Annotated in this window: 13 protein-coding genes; 6 read left to right on the top strand and 7 right to left on the bottom strand. The window is 64.1% G+C overall.

Annotated elements, in window-relative coordinates; translation table 11 throughout:
- Window positions 1-4 precede the first annotated feature (4 nt).
- The gene (locus EUU22_RS11450; RefSeq protein WP_129332126.1) at window positions 5-622 is read left to right on the top strand and encodes an outer membrane protein; all 618 of its coding nucleotides are present in this window, start codon (window positions 5-7) and stop codon (window positions 620-622) included.
- Window positions 623-967: 345 nt separating this feature from the next.
- On the opposite strand, the gene EUU22_RS11445 is transcribed toward EUU22_RS11450, so the two are convergent.
- From EUU22_RS11445 to EUU22_RS11435, 3 genes are all read right to left on the bottom strand, one after another.
- Window positions 968-1,780 carry an oxidoreductase gene (locus EUU22_RS11445; protein WP_129332125.1) on the bottom strand — a complete coding sequence of 271 codons (813 nt, stop codon included), beginning with the start codon at window positions 1,778-1,780 and terminating at the stop codon, window positions 968-970.
- A gap of 315 nt (window positions 1,781-2,095) precedes the next feature.
- A complete protein-coding gene (locus EUU22_RS11440; RefSeq protein WP_129332124.1) occupies window positions 2,096-5,209 on the bottom strand; it encodes an efflux RND transporter permease subunit in 3,114 nt (1,037 codons plus the stop codon).
- Complete coding sequence (locus tag EUU22_RS11435) at window positions 5,209-6,321, bottom strand: efflux RND transporter periplasmic adaptor subunit (RefSeq protein ID WP_129332123.1); 1,113 nt, start codon at window positions 6,319-6,321, stop codon at window positions 5,209-5,211. Before EUU22_RS11435 ends, EUU22_RS11440 begins: the two co-directional genes overlap by 1 nt.
- Before the next feature lie 97 nt (window positions 6,322-6,418).
- On the opposite strand from EUU22_RS11435, the gene EUU22_RS11430 reads away from it, so the two are divergent.
- Window positions 6,419-7,006, top strand: coding sequence for a TetR/AcrR family transcriptional regulator (locus tag EUU22_RS11430; protein ID WP_129332122.1), 588 nt, complete (start codon window positions 6,419-6,421; stop codon window positions 7,004-7,006).
- Between the two features lie 222 nt (window positions 7,007-7,228).
- On the opposite strand, the gene EUU22_RS11425 is transcribed toward EUU22_RS11430, so the two are convergent.
- The 4 genes from EUU22_RS11425 to hglS are packed head-to-tail and all read right to left on the bottom strand — an operon-like array spanning window position 7,229 to window position 12,867.
- Window positions 7,229-8,461 carry a pyridoxal phosphate-dependent aminotransferase gene (locus EUU22_RS11425; RefSeq protein ID WP_129332121.1) on the bottom strand — a complete coding sequence of 411 codons (1,233 nt, stop codon included), beginning with the start codon at window positions 8,459-8,461 and terminating at the stop codon, window positions 7,229-7,231.
- Window positions 8,462-8,466: 5 nt separating this feature from the next.
- On the bottom strand, window positions 8,467-9,993 hold the full coding sequence (amaB, locus tag EUU22_RS11420; protein ID WP_129332120.1) for an L-piperidine-6-carboxylate dehydrogenase: 1,527 nt from the start codon (window positions 9,991-9,993) through the stop codon (window positions 8,467-8,469).
- A 49-nt stretch (window positions 9,994-10,042) separates the two neighbouring features.
- Window positions 10,043-11,461 carry an FAD-binding oxidoreductase gene (locus tag EUU22_RS11415; RefSeq protein WP_129332119.1) on the bottom strand — a complete coding sequence of 473 codons (1,419 nt, stop codon included), beginning with the start codon at window positions 11,459-11,461 and terminating at the stop codon, window positions 10,043-10,045.
- A gap of 8 nt (window positions 11,462-11,469) precedes the next feature.
- Entirely contained in the window at window positions 11,470-12,867 is a 1,398-nt protein-coding gene (gene hglS / locus EUU22_RS11410; protein ID WP_129332118.1) for a 2-oxoadipate dioxygenase/decarboxylase HglS, read from the bottom strand.
- 110 nt (window positions 12,868-12,977) lie between these two features.
- Here hglS and EUU22_RS11405 point away from each other — a divergent pair, with 110 nt between their 5' ends.
- The 4 genes from EUU22_RS11405 (at window position 12,978) to arsB (ending at window position 17,057) form a co-directional block, all read left to right on the top strand.
- A complete protein-coding gene (locus tag EUU22_RS11405) occupies window positions 12,978-13,886 on the top strand; it encodes a LysR family transcriptional regulator (protein WP_129332117.1) in 909 nt (302 codons plus the stop codon).
- Window positions 13,887-15,065: 1,179 nt separating this feature from the next.
- Window positions 15,066-15,419 carry an ArsR/SmtB family transcription factor gene (locus EUU22_RS11400; protein ID WP_129332116.1) on the top strand — a complete coding sequence of 118 codons (354 nt, stop codon included), beginning with the start codon at window positions 15,066-15,068 and terminating at the stop codon, window positions 15,417-15,419.
- A gap of 37 nt (window positions 15,420-15,456) precedes the next feature.
- Window positions 15,457-15,999: an arsenate reductase ArsC gene (locus EUU22_RS11395; protein ID WP_129332115.1), complete on the top strand. Its 543-nt coding sequence runs from the start codon at window positions 15,457-15,459 to the stop codon at window positions 15,997-15,999.
- A complete protein-coding gene (arsB, locus tag EUU22_RS11390) occupies window positions 15,999-17,057 on the top strand; it encodes an ACR3 family arsenite efflux transporter (protein ID WP_129332114.1) in 1,059 nt (352 codons plus the stop codon). Before EUU22_RS11395 ends, arsB begins: the two co-directional genes overlap by 1 nt.
- Window positions 17,058-17,059: the final 2 nt, after the last annotated feature.

The following is a 17,059-nucleotide window of genomic DNA, read 5'->3' as shown; positions in this document are numbered from 1 at the left end:
CCCCATGCAGATCAGACTGACAACCCTCACCGTCCTGGCAATCGCGGCAGCCCTGCCTGCAGCCGCCGCCGACCTCGTTTTCGAGGAACCCGCCAGCCCTCCCGAGCAGCAGGCGTACACGCCCTATGATTGGTCAGGCTTCTATCTCGGCGCGCAAGGCGGATATTCCTGGAACAAGACGACCGTCCTCGGGGCGGACCAGGATGTCGACAGCGGCCTCGCGGGCCTCCATGCCGGCTACAACTTCCAGTCCGGAAACATCGTCTACGGCATCGAGAACGATTTCAACTACAACTTCGACGACAAGAACGATGCAGGGCTCGAATGGGAAGCTTCCGGTCGGGCGCGCGTCGGCTACGCTCTTGACCGGACCCTGGTCTTTGCAACCGTCGGCGCCACCGCTGCAGGGGGCAAGGTGGAGGTGCCCGGCACCGGGAAGAAGGATGATATCCTGATCGGCTGGACCGCCGGCGGCGGCGTCGAATATGCGATCACCGACAATATCCTGATGAGGGGCGAGTATCGGTACTCCGATTTCGGGAAGAAGGATTTCGGCTCGGCGATCGGGGATTTCGGAGCGACCCAGCACAAGGTTCTCGTCGGCGCGAGCTACAAGTTCTAGGGCCGAATACGCCCCTCGATCGTCCAGACCTCCAGCACCAAAACGGCGATCACGATGAGTCGGGCCCTCCCCGGCTCATCGGCTATTCAAGCCCGTTCCTTCCACTGAACGCGCGGCGCTCCCCGAGCGGAATATCGCAGGATGTTCCCGGATGAAGATGTCGGCCAGTGCAGGTTCGATACCACTTTTGAGAATTCCCGAAGGATCGGAGAGCTCGGCCGTTCGATCCTACGCCGCGTTCCGGTTCGGCAGATCAAGACGCCTCTCGCGAGTATGGTGCCTTCGGGTGCCCGCATGCTTGGAGCGTGCGAGCCGACCCGGTTTTGGCATCACGTTCTCCGCAAGTCAGGCCTTGCGGAATCCGAACGACTTTCGCAGGCTTCCGTCGAAGCCCTTTGCCGGCACGAACCTGCGCAATCGGCTGAGGAGAGTTGCCTGGCGTCCTACGGGCTGACGCATCTTGTACGGGCCCTCGAGGGCTGCAAGAATCCTCTCTGCGACCAGCTCCGGACCCGGTGCAGACTTGATCTGTGCCACGACGGTCTTCATCGTCGCCTCGACCTGGCTGGAATACACGCCCAAGGGCGCCTCCGTATTCGCCGAATTGACGTCGAGATTGGTGTTCGTGAACGCTGGTTCCATCAGGATGACGCGCACGTTGAAATCCCGGATCTCGTGATCGAGAGATTCGGACATGCCCTCGAGCGCGTGTTTGGTGCTCGCGTAGATGCCCATGAACGGCGCCGGCAGGAAGCCCAGAACCGAGCTGATATTGACGATGAGACCGCTGCGCGCACTCCGCATCGACGGCAGGACCGCCCGGATCATGCGCAGCGGGCCGAAGACGTTGACATCAAAGACCTTCGTTGCTTCGGCAATCGACGTTTGTTCGACCGGGCCTGCCAGGGAAACCCCTGCATTATTGATCAGGATGTCGATCTTTCCGGCCTCGGACAGAACCCAATCGACAAAGCTCACGACCGATGCATCATCGGTCACATCAAGTGTCCCGAATTTGACGCCGGAGATCGGCCTCGCCCGGCTCGGGTTACGTGCACCCCCGAATACGCAGTAGCCGTTCTGCGCGAGAAGACGGGCCGTGGCCTCGCCGATCCCTGAAGACGCCCCTGTTATCACGACAACTTTCTGTTTGGGCACAGTGGCCTCCTTTGCTGCGATCTATCTTCTGTTCCAGGTCAACCGCTTGTCACCAGCACGGACGAACCGGCGACATGAGGAAAAATAGATGTTGTTCGAAATCTATCTTAATGATAGATGTCATCCATAATATAAAAAATCAAGGGGTGTTGAGCGGGAAAGGCCAAAAATGTCGATGAATTGCACGACGGCATCAGACGCTCAGTCCTCGACGATCCACAGCCTGCCTGCGGAGACGAGCGCATGTTCGGATCAGAGAAATCGCCCAGCGCCCGCGTCCAGTCGAAGAACCAGCTGTCACGGCGCGACATCGGGTCACTCAGCTGCCAGCGCCAGTTCGGAACCCTCAACCTCTTGGCCGGGCTGCGGGTGCGCTTCTGCCTTGGGCGGCCTGATACGGAACCAGGTCGCATAAAGGGCCGGCAGGAACAGCAGGATCATCACCGTTCCGACGGCCGTGCCGCCGATCAGCGTATAGGCCATGGATCCCCAGAAGACCGAATGCGTCAGCGGGATGAATGCGAGCACGGCAGCAAGCGCCGTCAGGATGACGGGTCTCGTCCTCTGCACGGTCGCTTCGATGACGGCATGATAGTCATCGAGACCCGCCGCCTGGTTTTCCTTGATTTGCTCCGTCAGGATCAACGTGTTTCGCATCAGGATGCCGGCCAGTCCAATCAGGCCGAGGATGGCGTTGAAGCCGAAGGGCTGGTTGAACATGAGCAGGACGGGAACGACGCCCGCAAGGCCGAGCGGCCCGGTCAGCATGACCATCGTCATCGTCGACAGGCTCCGAACCTGAAGGATGATGACGATGAGCATGGCGGCAATCATCGCCGGGAAGATCTGGACAAGTGCCGTATTCGCTTTCAGTGACTCTTCGATGTTGCCACCCATTTCGATCCGGTATCCGACCGGAAGCGAGGCGATCAGAGGCTGCAGGGCCTTCAGGATTTCCTTGGAGACTTCCGGCGGCTGCGTCGCCTCGTTGATGTCCGAACGGATCGTGACGACAGGGGTGCGGTCACGGCGCTTCATGACCGGCTCCTCGAAACGGATTTCGGAGTGGCCGATCTGGTCGAGTGGCACCGGACGACCGTTCCTGCTCATCAGCGAGAAGTCCGCCAGCCGCGAGGGATCGAGCCTGTTTTCGCCGGCACTGCGCGCAATGACGGAAACGTTGCGAATGTCTTCGCGCACCTGTGTGATCGGAACCCCGCTCAGCAACAACTGCATCTGCTGGGCAGCCTCTGCCGGAGAAAGGCCGATGAGGTTGAGCCGGTCCTGGTCGGGAATGAAACGCAGGACAGGAGTGCGGTTGCCCCAGTCGCGGTTCGTCTGGCGGACATCGGGAACAGTCTTCATGAGCGCGAGAGCCTGTTCGGAGATCTTGTACAGTTCATCCGGGTCCGGTCCCATGATACGAAACTCGACCGGGAACGGCGTATAAGGGCCGAAGACGAGTTGCGTCACCCGCACATAAGCCTCCGGAGCGAGACCGCTGGCGATTGCCGTCCGCAGGCGGTGCTTGAGAGCCTCGCGTGCTTCCGCGTCCGGCGTCAGTACAACGATCTTGGCGAATGCCGGGTCCGGAAGTTCGGGTGCCATGGCGAAGAAGAAGCGCGGTGCGCCCTGACCGATATAGCTGGTCGCGATCTTCGTTTCGGGCTGTTCCTTCAGCCAGCCTTCGAGTTTCTCGACCGTTTCGGTCGTCGTCTCGATGCTGGTCCCTTCCGGCATCCGCACTTCCACCAGAACCTCGGGACGGTCCGACGTCGGGAAAAACTGCTGCTTTACGGACCCCATGCCGATGACCGAGACGGCCATGGCGACACCGACAAGGCCACAGGTCAGGAACTTGTGACGGACGGCGAATTCGATCAGACCACGAAGGCGCCGGTAATTCGGTGTGTTGTAGATGGCGTGGTGGCCACCTTCCACCGGCTTGATCGCCGGCAGCATCTTGACGCCGAGGTAGGGCGTGAAGATCACCGCCACGATCCACGAGACGATCAGCGCAAAGCCGACGATCCAGAAGATGTTGCCGGCATATTCGCCGGCGGTGGATCTGGCGAAGCCGACCGGCATCAGCCCGATGATGGTGACGAGGGTACCCGACAGCATCGGGGCGGCCGTGTGGCTCCAAGCATAGGCGGCCGCCTTGATGCGGTCCATGCCTTCTTCCATCTTCACCACCATGACTTCGATGGCGATGATGGCATCGTCAACGAGCAGACCGAGCGCCAGGATCAATGCGCCGAGCGTGATGCGGTCGAAAAAGCGTCCGGTCTCCAGCATGATGAGGAAGACCACGCCGAGCGTCAGCGGAACGGCAAGTGCGACGACGATACCGACGCGCCAGCCGAGGCTGATGAGGCTCACGAACAGGACGACGCCGAGAGCCATGGCGAATTTCAGCATGAACTCGCCGACCGCTTCCTCGATATTGACCGCCTGATCGCTCACTTTCGCGAGCGTCATGCCGAGCGGGAGGGCTTGCGCGATGGTCGAGGACCGCTCCTCCAGGGCCTTGCCGAGTTCCAGACCGTTCCAACCCTGCTGCATCACCACGCCCAGCATGATGGCGGGCTCGCCGTCGTGGCGAATGAGATAGGTGGGAGGGTCCTGGTATCCGCGACGAATCTCGGCGAAATCCGACAGCTTGAGGATGCGTCCGGCGGCGACGATCGGCGTATCGGCAATCGACTCGACGCTGTCATAGGCGCCATCGAACCGGATGAAGACCTGGGGGCCTTGCGTATCAATCGATCCTGCGGGAGTCACGGTGTTGCGCCGCTGCAGGGCAGCAGCGATGTCTTGTGCAGAGATCCCGAGCGTTGCCAGCTTGGAGTAGGAAAATTCGACGAAGATCTGTTCCGGCTGCTCACCGAGAATGTTGATTTTCTTGACGCCAGGGACGTGAAGCATGTCCTGACGGATCGTCTCGGCCTGCCGCACGAGGTCGCGCATCGCCATGCCCTTTGCTTTCAGGGCATAAAGGGCGAAACTGACGTCGGAATACTCGTCGTTGACAAAAGGACCAATGACGCCGGCAGGCAGATTTCGGGCTTCGTCGCCGAGTTTCTTGCGCGCCTGGTAGAATTCTCCTTCGACAGCCGAAGCCGGAGTATTGTCCTTGAGCGTGACGGTCAGGAAGGCGTAACCCGGCCGCGTCGTCGTTTCCACACGATCGTACCAGGTCAGTTCCTGTATCCTCTTTTCGAGCGGCTCGGCGACGAGATCTTGCATCTCACGCGCGGTCGCGCCCGGCCAGACAGACGTAACCGTGAGCGTCTTGATCGTGAACGACGGGTCTTCGGCCCGACCGAGCTTGACGAACGCATAGGCGCCGGCCGCGGCCAGCAGGACGATGAAGAACAGGGTGACGGCTCGCTCACGAACGGCGAGTGCGGAGAGATTGAAGCTCATCAGTTTGCCGCCTCTGCCTTCTCTACACCGGTGCGCACGCTTGCGCCGTCCTGAAGCAGATGCGCGCCGAGGGCGACGATGACCTCCCCGGTCATTAGATTTGAGACGACGGCCCTCTCCTCGCCGATCCGTTCGACCTTCACTTCCCGGAAGTGCACACTGGAAGTCTGCTCGTTCAAGACCCAGACGCCCATGCGGACGCCGTCATCCAGCAGTGCGCCGACGGGGACTTCGGCATGTGACTGTGCCGCTTCGTTCTGCAGGCTGATCGTGACCGTTGCCCCGAGTGGCGCGGACGCCGCAGACCCCTGCAAGACCCAGCGTGTTTCATAGGTGCGGGTCTGAGGATCGGCAGCGTCGGAAATCTGTCTGAGCGCCGCTTCCTCTTCGGTGCCGTTACCATAGATCTTCGCCTTCGCGACGGCGCCGAGCTCGGGACGAAGATTTTCCGGCAACCAGACGAGCGCTTCGCGAGGTCCCGCCTTCGCCAACCGGACAACCGGCTGGCCCGCCGAGACCACCTGCCCCGGTTCGCCGAGCGTCTCGACGATCGTGCCGTCCGCGTCTGCCACGAGGACTGCATATGCCGCCTCGTTTTCGGCGACCTTCGCCTCTGCTTCGGCCGCAGCAAGCTGGGCGGTCGCGGTATCGAGCGCGGCCTTCGACTGTTCGTATTTCTGCGGAGACGCTGCCAGGCCGTTCTTGACGAGGGCAGCATACCGCCGCTCGTCGGCCTGCACCTGAACGAATGTTGCCTTGGCCGCGGCAACACCATTGCGCTTTGCCGACAGGGCAAGACGCAGGTCTGTATCGTCAACCCGCATCAGTGGCTGCCCGGCCTTGACTTCTTCGCCAAGGCCGACGAGCCGTTCGACGATCTTTCCGGGAACCCGAAAGCCGAGATCGCTCTGCACCCGGGCAGCAACCGTGCCGGTGAAGCTTCGGTTCGCGGTATCCGGGGTCTTGACCTTCGTCACGCTGACGAGCGGAGGCAGACTGCGGGGATCTGCCGCCTCCGCATCCCTGTTCGTGGATGGAAGCAGGAAAAACGCAGCGGCGGCACCGACGAGAGCAGCCACTGCCACGGTTGAGAGGAGGATCTTACGTTTCATGACACTGACCTTCTTGACGGTGGCGACACAATTCTTAGATTGCAACCTAACTCTAAATGACATATAGATGTCAATAGTAATCTAAATGGAGGCAGTCATGAGAGTCAGTCGCGCCCAGGCCGAGGCGAACCGCGAGACGGTCATCAATGTCGCCAGCAGGCTCTTTCGCGAGAGGGGCTTTGACGGCATCGGCCTCAAGGATCTGATGAAGGGGGCCGGCCTCACCCAGGGCGGCTTCTACAAGCAGTTCGAATCCAAGGATGATCTTGCGGCACTTGCGTCGCAGCGAGCTATGGAAAGCGCGACCCGCAGGTGGTCATCGGCGGCGGCTTCGAGTTCCGATCCGCTCCAGGCCGTCATCGATTTCTATCTTTCTCCAGGACACCGCGGAGAAACGGGGGATGGCTGCCCGCTGGTGGCTCTCGGCGCCGATGCTGCTCGCCAGAGCCCGGAGGTCCGCAAGCCATTCCAGGATGGCATCAAGGCACATCTGCAAGTCCTCGAAGAAATGATGCCGGCCAGCGATGACGCAGACGCGTCGCGCAAGGCAATGGCAGCACTTTCGCTCATGGTCGGCGCGATGTCTCTCTCCCGGATCCTGACGGGCGAGAAACTGTCGGACCGGCTGCTGGAAACAGCGGCCGCGGAGGTGAAGCGTATCGCGGCCTCTAAGAAGGGCGATTGAACAGCAGCGGGCCGTCTCTTGTCGAGCCCGAGAGCGGCTCGTTCATCTGCAGCACCGGCGGGTCACAGATGAGCGTTCGGGTAACCGATCGCGACTACTGCCGATAAGCCGCCGACGGTCTGGGGGGCAGACTGGGCGTCGCGCGGATGGTTTCCCTCGGCGCGACACCCCGGCACTGGAATACTTGTGCTGGAAGACACCGCTGCGCGGTGTCTTCGCTTGTCAGGCGAGGGCCGCGGAGGCTGCTGCGATCCGCGAGAGTGCCTCGGTCAGTTCCGCCTCCGACGTCGCATAGGAAATGCGGAAATACGTAGAAAGGCCGAATGCCGAGCCCGGAACGACGGCGACGTCCACCGTCTCCAGAAGATAGTCGGTGAAGTCGGTATCGCTCTCGATCCGCTTCCCGTCGGGCGCCGTGCGGCCGATCATGCCCTTACAGCTCGCAAACGTGTAGAACGCGCCTTCGGGCACGCGGCACTCGATGCCGTCGATCTTGTTGAGGGCGGACACGACGAGATCGCGCCGCCGCCTGAAGCTCGCCTGCCGCTCCGCGAGGAAGTCCTGAGGTCCGTTCAGCGCTTCGACCGCCGCAGCCTGGCTGACGGAACTCGGGCATGAGGTCGCCTGGCTCTGGATGACGGCCATCGCCTTGATCAGCGCCTTCGGACCGCCCGCATAGCCGATGCGCCACCCCGTCATGGCATAGGCCTTGGAGACACCGTTGATGGTCAACGTGCGGGACTTCAATGCGGGCTCCAGCGCGACCGGGGTCACGAAGTCGAAGTCGTCATAGACGATGTGCTCGTACATGTCGTCGACCATGAGCCAGACATGCGGATGGCGCAGAAGCACGTCGAGCAGCGGACGATAATCCGCCTCGCCATAGGCCGCTCCGGAGGGATTGGAAGGCGAGTTCAGCAGAACCCACTTCGTCTTCGGGGTGATCGCCTTTTCGAGGCGGTCGGCCGTCAGCCGGAACCCGGATGCCGCATCACAGGGAATGAGCACCGGCACGCCGCCGCAAACCTCGATGATGTCCGAATAGGAGGTCCAGTACGGCGTGGGAATGATGACCTCGTCGCCGGCATCGAGACTGGCCATGAAGGCGTTGAACAGGATCTGCTTGGCGCCGGTGGCGACCGTGATCTCGTCGACGGCGTAGTCCACGCCGTTTTCGCGGCGGAATTTCTCCGCCACCGCCTTCTTGAGCTCGGGCGACCCGTCGAGCGCGGTGTATTTCGTCTCGCCACGGTCGATCGCCGCCTTCGCGGCTTCCTTGATGTTTTCGGGGGTGTCGAAATCCGGTTCACCCGCCCCGAGGACGATGACGGGCCGTCCTTCGCGCTTGCGGGCGGCGGCCCGCGCGCCGATCATGAGGATCTTCGAGACGCCGATCGAGGCGATGCGCGACGCCGACCGGAACTCGGCTACAGGGGGTACTGCGATATCGGCCATGGCGCTCACTCGATCTCGAACGACACGCCCTGGGCGAGCGGAAGGGCCTTGGAGTAGTTCACCGTGTTGGTCGCCCGGCGCATATAGGCTTTCCAGGCATCCGATCCGGACTCGCGACCGCCGCCCGTCTCCTTCTCGCCGCCGAACGCGCCGCCGATCTCGGCACCGGACGTACCGATGTTGACGTTGGCGATGCCGCAATCCGAACCGTCGGCAGACAGGAAGCGCTCGGCCTCCCGCATGTCGAGCGTGAAGATCGAGGAGGAAAGCCCAGCAGACACCGCGTTGTGATCCCGAAGGACCTGGTCGAAGTCCGAATACTTCATCACGTAGAGGATCGGGGCGAAGGTTTCCTCGAGCACCGGCCCGGCCTGCCGCGGCATCTCCACGAGAGCGGGCTTGACGTAGTAGGCGGTATCCTTCCCGGCCTCGGCGACGCGTTCGCCGCCGGTGACGGAGCCGCCTTCGGCCTTGGCCGCGGCGAGCGCCTTCTGCATGCCGTCGAATGCCGGCTTGTCGATGAGCGGACCGACAAGCGCCGAGGTCTCCAGCGGGTTTCCGACGGAGACGCTCTGATAGGCCTTCTTCAGGCGCGGCACGAGCTGGTCGTAGACGCTTTCGTGGACGAAGAGCCGGCGCAAGGTCGTGCAGCGCTGGCCAGCCGTGCCCATGGCGCCGAACGCGATCGCCCGGAGTGCCATGTCGAGATCGGCCGAGGGGCAGACGATGCCGGCATTGTTGCCGCCGAGTTCGAGGACCGAGCGGGCGAAGCGCCGGGCGAGGCGCGGACCGACCTCCCGGCCCATGCGGGTCGAGCCCGTCGCCGAGACGAGCGCCACCCTGGGATGATCGACGAGGACCTCGCCGATCGCGCGGTCACCGACGAGAACCTGGGAGAGGTTTGCCGGGGCATCGCCGAAACGCCTGATCGCCCGCTTGAGGATGGCATCGGCGGCAAGGGCAGTCAGCGTCGTCTTTTCGGACGGCTTCCAGACCACGGGATTGCCGCAGACCAGAGCAAGCGCCGCATTCCACGCCCAGACGGCGACCGGGAAGTTGAACGCGGAAATGATGCCGACCACGCCGAGCGGATGCCAGGTCTCCATCATGCGGTGTCCGGGGCGTTCCGTCGCGATCGTGAGACCGTAGAGCTGGCGCGACAGGCCGACCGCGAAGTCGCAGATGTCGATCATCTCCTGGACCTCGCCGAGGCCCTCCGACGTGATCTTGCCGGCTTCGATCGAGACGAGCCGGCCGAGATCCGCCTTGGACGCACGCAGCTCCTCGCCGAGCAGACGGACGAGCTCGCCGCGCTTCGGCGCCGGAACGAGCCGCCACTGCAGGAACGCCTCGTGGGCGTCGTCGATCATCTTGCCGGCATCCGCAGCGGAGACGGTCCTGAGACGGCCGATCTCCTCACCGGATACGGGGCTGTAGGCCGGCATGTCGCCCCCGGTCCACGTGTCGCGGCTCACGCCCAGCTTGTCGAGCAGGCTTGCGGCTTCTTTTTTTACATCGACGGCATTTGTCATTGTCGTTCTCCGTTGAATTCCCTGTTTTGCGGCTGACGCCGACCATTTTTCAAAAGCGCGCGGCGCCGATCCGGCCGGGCGACAGGACCGCCTTCAGTCCGGTTGCCAGCCTGCGTATCTCCGCGGGTGTGTATCGATCGTAATAGGCCTGGTTCTTTCTGCCGATCGCGTGCTCGGCGCTGAAACTTCCGCCGAAATCCCGAACGACGATATCGAATACCCAGGTCCTCAGGGCGTTTTCGAAGCCGTCGTCCTGCAGCCGGGCATCGTCCCTTGCGACGACGAGGTTGAAATGCACGCCACCGTCACCGACGTGGCCGAAGTCGCAGATGGCGACATCGGGGAAGTTCGACGGCAGCTCCCTCCTCATCCGGGCGAGGAAGGCCATGACGTCGCCGCGGCGAAACGAAAGGTCGAACGCGATCAGCCGGCCACGATGCTTGACGCCTTCGGACAGCGCGTGACGCATGGCCCAGATTTCCTGCGGCGGGCCAACGAGTGCGTCCGCGAGCAGGCCTTCATGCGTCTCCCAGACCTCTTCCAGCACGGTCTCCAGCACCTCGTCGAGGCTCTGTTCACCCTTCCGCGGAGCATTCGATCTCGAAATCTCCGCAAGGATCACGAATTCGGGGACAATGCCGCCCTGGAACGGGTTGCGGAGCGAGGGGACGTGGTCGAGCGCGGCGCTGATGGCGTTGCCCGACATGCCCTCGAAGGCCGAGAGGTAGCCGCCGAGCGCAGCTTCCATATGGGAGAGAAGTTCAGGCACGCGATCGATCGAGGCCGGCATCAGCAAGGCGGTCGCGACCTGACGCGGCAGCGCCTCGAGGTTCAGCACGCATTCGGTGATCACGCCGTAGGCGCCGGACGTTCCGATGAATATCTGCTTGAAGTCGACACCGGTATTGTTCTTCCGCAATTCGTCCGAGAGATCGAGCACCGTCCCCTCTTCATCGGCAAGAACGACTTTCAGTCCGAGCGTGTTGCGACGCACGTCCCCGTATCGCAGGAACCTGGACCCGCCGGTGTTCGTGGCGAGCATCCCGCCCAGACGCGGGTCGGCGCCGAGATCGATCGGGAAGAACAGGCCTGCGTCTTCGAGCCGCGCGTTGAGATCGGAGAGACGGAGCCCCGCACCCGCCCGCACGGAGCGGTTGGCGACGTCGAGATCGAAAACACCGGTGAGGCGATCGAGGCTCAGCACCCCCTGCGTCCCGGTCGTATCGGGCGTGGAGCCGGAAACGAGACCCGTGTTCCCCGACTGGGGCACCAGGGGGATATCGTTGCGGACGCAGTAGGAGACGACGGCGGACACCTGTTCGGTCGTCGAGGGTCGCGCGACGAAGGCCGCGCGGCCCTCGTCGTAGCGTGCACCCGTCGCATAGGCCGCCATGTCAGCCCGATCGTCGAGCACGGCGGCTTCACCGATCAGGCTGCGGAGCGCCGCAATATGCGCGGACAGATCCATCGAAGCCGTCACTCCGCAGCCGCCGCCAGCCGGCCGTCGCCGAGACAACGATCGATGGACGCCTGCATGATCGCGGCATAGTGGGCGAATTCGTCCAGTACGCTCGCGCCGAGATCCCGCTCGAACATCCGCTGATTGGGGCTGGCAACGAATTCCTGCGTGGCATCGTCGCCGAGGTTGGACTGGAATATGCCGGCAGCGCTGACGGGCAGGAAGTCCTCATAGGTGATCGGGTCGAACTGCACGAGGCCGTTCGCGATCGCGGTTTCGAGGTCCATGCCCGTCCTGTCGGCCTTTTCGCCGGCCGGGGTGAGCGAATAGCTGAAGTAGCCGAGCCCGGCCTTGCGGATCGCGTTCCAGTCGTCGGGGAACGCCTTGAACACGTCGGCGAGAGCCGCCTCGTATTCGGCGGCGTTGGAGCCGTCCGCCGCCGGCCGGCAGCGCTCGCGCGTCTCGTTCAGCAGACGATCGTAGAGCGCCCTGCCCTTGGGCGTCAGCGCCACGCCCCGCTGCTCGATCTCGCCGAAACGGGCCGTATGCGAACCGGAGCGCCAGCCACCCTTGCCGTCCTCGAACGCCACCGCTTCCTCGAGCGCCTTGAAGGACGTCTGGCGCAGCAGGATGGGGCATTGACGGGTCGGCGGCCCCTCCACGATCGCCTTCGGAGAAATCCCCTCGACCGGCATCCGGCGCTGGACCTCGTCGATGTCGAGCGTGCGGGGCGTCAGGTGATTGATGTGGGGACCCCTGAAGGACACGACGTCGGCGACGAGACGGTGGGCATCGTGGAGGCGACGGTACATTTCGGCGCTGACGATCGCCTTGTCGTGCCAGCGGAAGGTCTGCAGGACCTCCTCGACGAACCGCGAGGCGTCGTCCCGGTCGAGCCCGCCCTGCTTCTCGGCCTTGTCGAGAAGTTCGAGCGCCCCGTCGGTGAAGATCTTCCGCTTCGACAGGACCTCCGCCGCATCCGCGCGCAGCTGCTCGTCCCGGACGAGGTCCAGCCGGAGCAACGAGGTGAAGATGCGGAACGGGTTGAGCTTCAGGGCCGTGTCGCCGACGGGGCGGAAGGCCGTCGAATGGACGGGAACGCCGGCGGTGGAAAGGTCGTAATAGCCGACCGGATGCATTCCCATCACCGCGAACACGCGCCGGATCGTCGACAGCTCCTGCGCCGTGCCGAGCCGGATCGCGCCGTGACGCTCCTCGGAGATCCGGTCGAGCGTATCGGTCTCGGCAAGACGCTGCTTCATCCCCGGGTCTTCGGCAAGCACCCCCTCGTTCACCTGGGCGACCAGCGACATCAGGGTCCCGTAAGCGGGAACCTCGTTGCGGTACATCGCCGACATGGCCGCCGAAAACGCGGCGCGGATGCTGTCGGAGGAAACGAATTCAGTTTTTGTCATGGGGGCCCAACTCGCAGTTGACTACAGGCGGTTCATTCATATTCTGCACTATACCGATGCGAATTCGGGCTGTAATGCGACGCTTTCTGATGGCTTGATGCGAGAACGGAATGAAACTCAACCGCGCGATGATCCCGGACATAACCGTCCTCCAGGCCTTCGAATGCTGTGCCAGGCACGGAAATTTCACGCTGGCCGCCGCCGAGCTCAACCTGACCCAGAGCGCCGTCAGCCGGCAGATCAGGGCGCTTGAAGAGCAGCTCGGCATCACGCTCTTCGAGCGCATCCGGCAGAGAGTGGTGCTCTCCGCCACCGGGCAGGTCCTTCTGCCGGAAGTGCGGCAGCTGCTCGAAAGGACCGAGGACATGGTGCTGCGCGCCAAGGCCTCGTCGGACGGCAAGAAGGTGCTTTCCGTGGCGACGCTGCCGACCTTCGGAAGCCGATGGCTGGTGCGGCGGCTGCCCGAATTCCTCGACCTGCATCCGGGCACGGTCGTTAATGTCGCATCGCGGTCGGAACCGTTCGATTTCGGGGTCGATCGCTTCGATGTCGCCATCCATTACGGGCAGCCGATCTGGGCGCATGCCGTATGCACCTATCTCTGCGGCGAGACGATCGTACCGGTCGCGAGCCCCGCGCTGGTCGCGCGGTTTCCGGCGGAGGTTCCCTCCGACCTGTCCAGGGCGCCGCTTCTCCATCTCACCACGAGACCGAGGCTGTGGGGGGAATGGTTCTCGATGAACGGCCTCGAAGCCCTCGATGCGTTTCATGGAAACCGGTTCGACCAGTTCAACATGGTCATCGAGGCGGCCGTCGCCGGGATGGGATTCGCCCTCGTCCCGCGCTACCTGATCGAAGGCGAACTCGAGTCCGGCGGCCTCGTGGCCGTCATGGACCGGCCGATTACGACCGACAACAGCTACTACATCGTCACGCCGGAGGACATGAAGGGAAGTTCGCTCGCCACGGATTTCCAGAACTGGCTCCTGTCGCAGGTCCGCACCGGAGAGGGTGCCTGATCCGTCCACGCAGGGCGACCATGCCAGGGCTTGATTGCCGCCCCGATACCGCCAGACTGTCAAAAATCCCTCAAGCTCCGCCGCCGGTCGGGATCGCTCCCTCCGGGTCGGGTCACTTCAGTCTCGGACGCGGCGCCGCAGGGGGCCTGTCAGAGTATCAAGTATGTGGCTCCTTGCGGCGCCCCGTTCGGCGTTCTTTCCCGCTGCATGCGTCTCTCTGGCATGGCGGCGCCTTTGCCGAAACTCTGAAGTCTCGACATCGGCCGGCGCGGATCGGCATCGAGCGCTCATCCGTCCGGTGACGGACCTTCGCTGACGCCTGGCCGGTGGCCCGGGAAGATCCCGCCGGATGGTACCGTCCGGCCTGACCCTCGCCGGCAGATGGAGGAGCGGCATTTCCGCCGCGCGTTCCACCCCGCCGTCTTTTCGCCGGGGGGCTTTTTCAAGCTCCCAGGGCGCCTGTCTGTGTGCCTCCAAGGCACGCCCGCATTAGCGGCGGTGACGGCGAACCGGTCCGGACCTTCTCGCCTTCCGCCTCCCGCGGAGGGAGACCGTTGCAGCGGCCGGAGCTTTCGACCTGCGACAGTCGTCCACCCCGGCGCCGGTCCCGCCTCGCCGGACTTCGCATGGTCCGGTGTATCCGATGGCGGAACGGGTTGATTCTACGACAGGTCGGAAGGGGGTGAATGAAAAAGGATGTCGTGGATTGATTTTGTTGGGGAATTTTTGCGGTGAGCCGCAGTGGGGGGGGGCGGTTTTCCCCTTCTCCCCGGCGGGGAGAAGGTGGCCGAAGGCCGGATGAGGGGGGCCTTGCTCGCCCTCGCCAGATAGTTTGCGCGGTGCCATCCCGCCCCCTCATCGCCTCGCTCCGCTCGGCACTTCTCCCCGGCGGGGAGAAGAGGGAGAGCGCGACGTCGCCGCGGGCACGGCCGGTCTTCGAGCGCGAGGAAAGAGACGCGGCGGGGTTCACCCTCCCCTTGCGGCGGGGTTCGAAGAACGGGTTGAGACACGCGGCTCAACCCGGAGGACCGCAGGTCCGGGATGGGGTGATCCGTGATGTCGTCACCCCCACCCGCGCGTTCCGCGCGACCTCCCCCCTCAAGGGGGAGGTGGGGGTCGCACCGACATGCGGCCCCTCTCCTGCCTTGACACAGCCAATCCATCCATTATTCTGGATATATGGATGAGAAGAACGTCATCGCGGCGCTGGCCGCCCTTGCCCAGCCGACACGGCTGCAGACCTTTCGCCTGCTGGTGGCGCGGGAACCGGACGGCGTGCCGGCGGGAGAGCTGGCGCGGCTTGCCGGCGTGCCGCAGAACACCATGTCGGCGCATCTTTCGACGCTGGCCCAGGCGGGGCTGGTGACGGGCGAGCGGCAGGGCCGGTCGATCCTCTACCGCGCCGATCTCGCCCGCTTCCGGGCGATGACGCTTTATCTCCTCAAGGACTGCTGCGGCGGCAATGCCGAACTCTGCGCGCCGCTGATCGCCGACCTCGCGCCCTGCTGCCCGCCGGCGGCCCGCGCACAATGACCGCCCTCACGCCGCAAACAACCGACGGACGACGACCATGACCGACAGGATCTACAACGTGCTCTTCCTCTGCACGGGCAATTCCGCCCGCTCCATTCTCGCCGAGGCGATCCTGGCGAAGGAGGGGAACGGACGCTTCCGCACCTTCTCCGCCGGCAGCCGGCCGAAGGGCGAGGTGCATCCGCTGGCGCTGAAGACGCTCGCCGCCCTCGGCTATCCGACCGACGGCTACCGCTCGAAGAGCTGGGACGAGTTCGCCGAGCCCGGCGCGCCGGAGATCGATTTCATCTTCACCGTCTGCGACAACGCCGCCGGCGAGGCCTGCCCGGTCTGGCCCGGCCATCCGATGACCGCCCACTGGGGCGTCGAGGACCCGGCCGCCGTCGAGGGCTCCGATCTCGATAAGGAACGCGCCTTCGGCCAGGCCGCCCGCTTCCTGAAGAACCGCATCACCGTCTTCACCAGCCTGCCGCTTTCCTCGATCGACAAGCTCGCGCTGCAGACCCGGCTGAAGCAGATCGGCGCCATGGAGGGCGCAAGCCATGCAGCGGCCGATACGGCCGGCGGAAAGGTCGCCTGATGTCCACGTTCGAACGCTACCTGACCGTCTGGGTCGGCCTCTGCATCGTCGCCGGCATCGCGCTCGGCCATCTCTTCCCGCCGCTCTTTCACGCGATCGGCGCGCTGGAAGTCGCCAAGGTGAACCTGCCGGTCGCCGTGCTGATCTGGCTGATGATCGTGCCGATGCTGCTGAAGATCGACTTCGCAGCGCTGGCCGAAGTCGGCCGCCACTGGCGCGGCATCGGCGTCACCCTGCTGGTCAACTGGGCGGTCAAGCCCTTCTCGATGGCGCTGCTCGGCTGGCTCTTCGTCGGCTGGCTCTTCCGCCCCTACCTGCCGGCGGGTCAGATCGATTCCTACATCGCCGGCCTCATCATCCTCGCCGCCGCACCCTGCACGGCGATGGTCTTCGTCTGGTCCAACCTGACGAAGGGCGAGCCGCATTTCACCCTGACGCAGGTGGCGCTGAACGACGCGATCATGGTCGTCGCCTTCGCGCCGATCGTGGCGCTGCTGCTCGGGCTCTCGGCGATCACCGTCCCGTGGGACACGCTGGTGCTCTCGGTGGTGCTCTATATCGTCATCCCCGTCGCGGTGGCACAGCTCCTGCGGCGCCGGCTGCTTGCCGCCGGCACACCGATCCGGCTGGAGCGCCTGCTCGCGAAACTGCAGCCGCTGTCGCTCGTCTCGCTGCTTGCGACACTGGTCTTGCTCTTCGGCTTCCAGGGTGAACAGATCATCGCGCAGCCGGCGGTCATCGGCCTGCTCGCCGTGCCGATCCTGATCCAGGTCTATTTCAATTCCGGGCTCGCCTATCTCCTCAACCGCTGGTCCGGCGAGGAGCACTGCGTCGCCGGCCCGTCCGCCCTCATCGGTGCCTCGAACTTCTTCGAGCTCGCCGTCGCCGCGGCGATCAGCCTGTTCGGCTTCCAGTCGGGTGCGGCACTCGCCACCGTCGTCGGCGTGCTGATCGAGGTTCCGGTCATGCTGTCGGTCGTCTGGATCGTCAACCGCAGCAAGGGATGGTACGAACGCGGCGCCGCCGTCTCCCGCGGCATCTCCACCGAAAAGGCCTGAAG

This window comes from Ciceribacter ferrooxidans (assembly GCF_004137355.1).
GTDB lineage: Bacteria > Pseudomonadota > Alphaproteobacteria > Rhizobiales > Rhizobiaceae > Allorhizobium > Allorhizobium ferrooxidans.
This window is presented reverse-complemented; position numbering and strand designations above follow the sequence as displayed.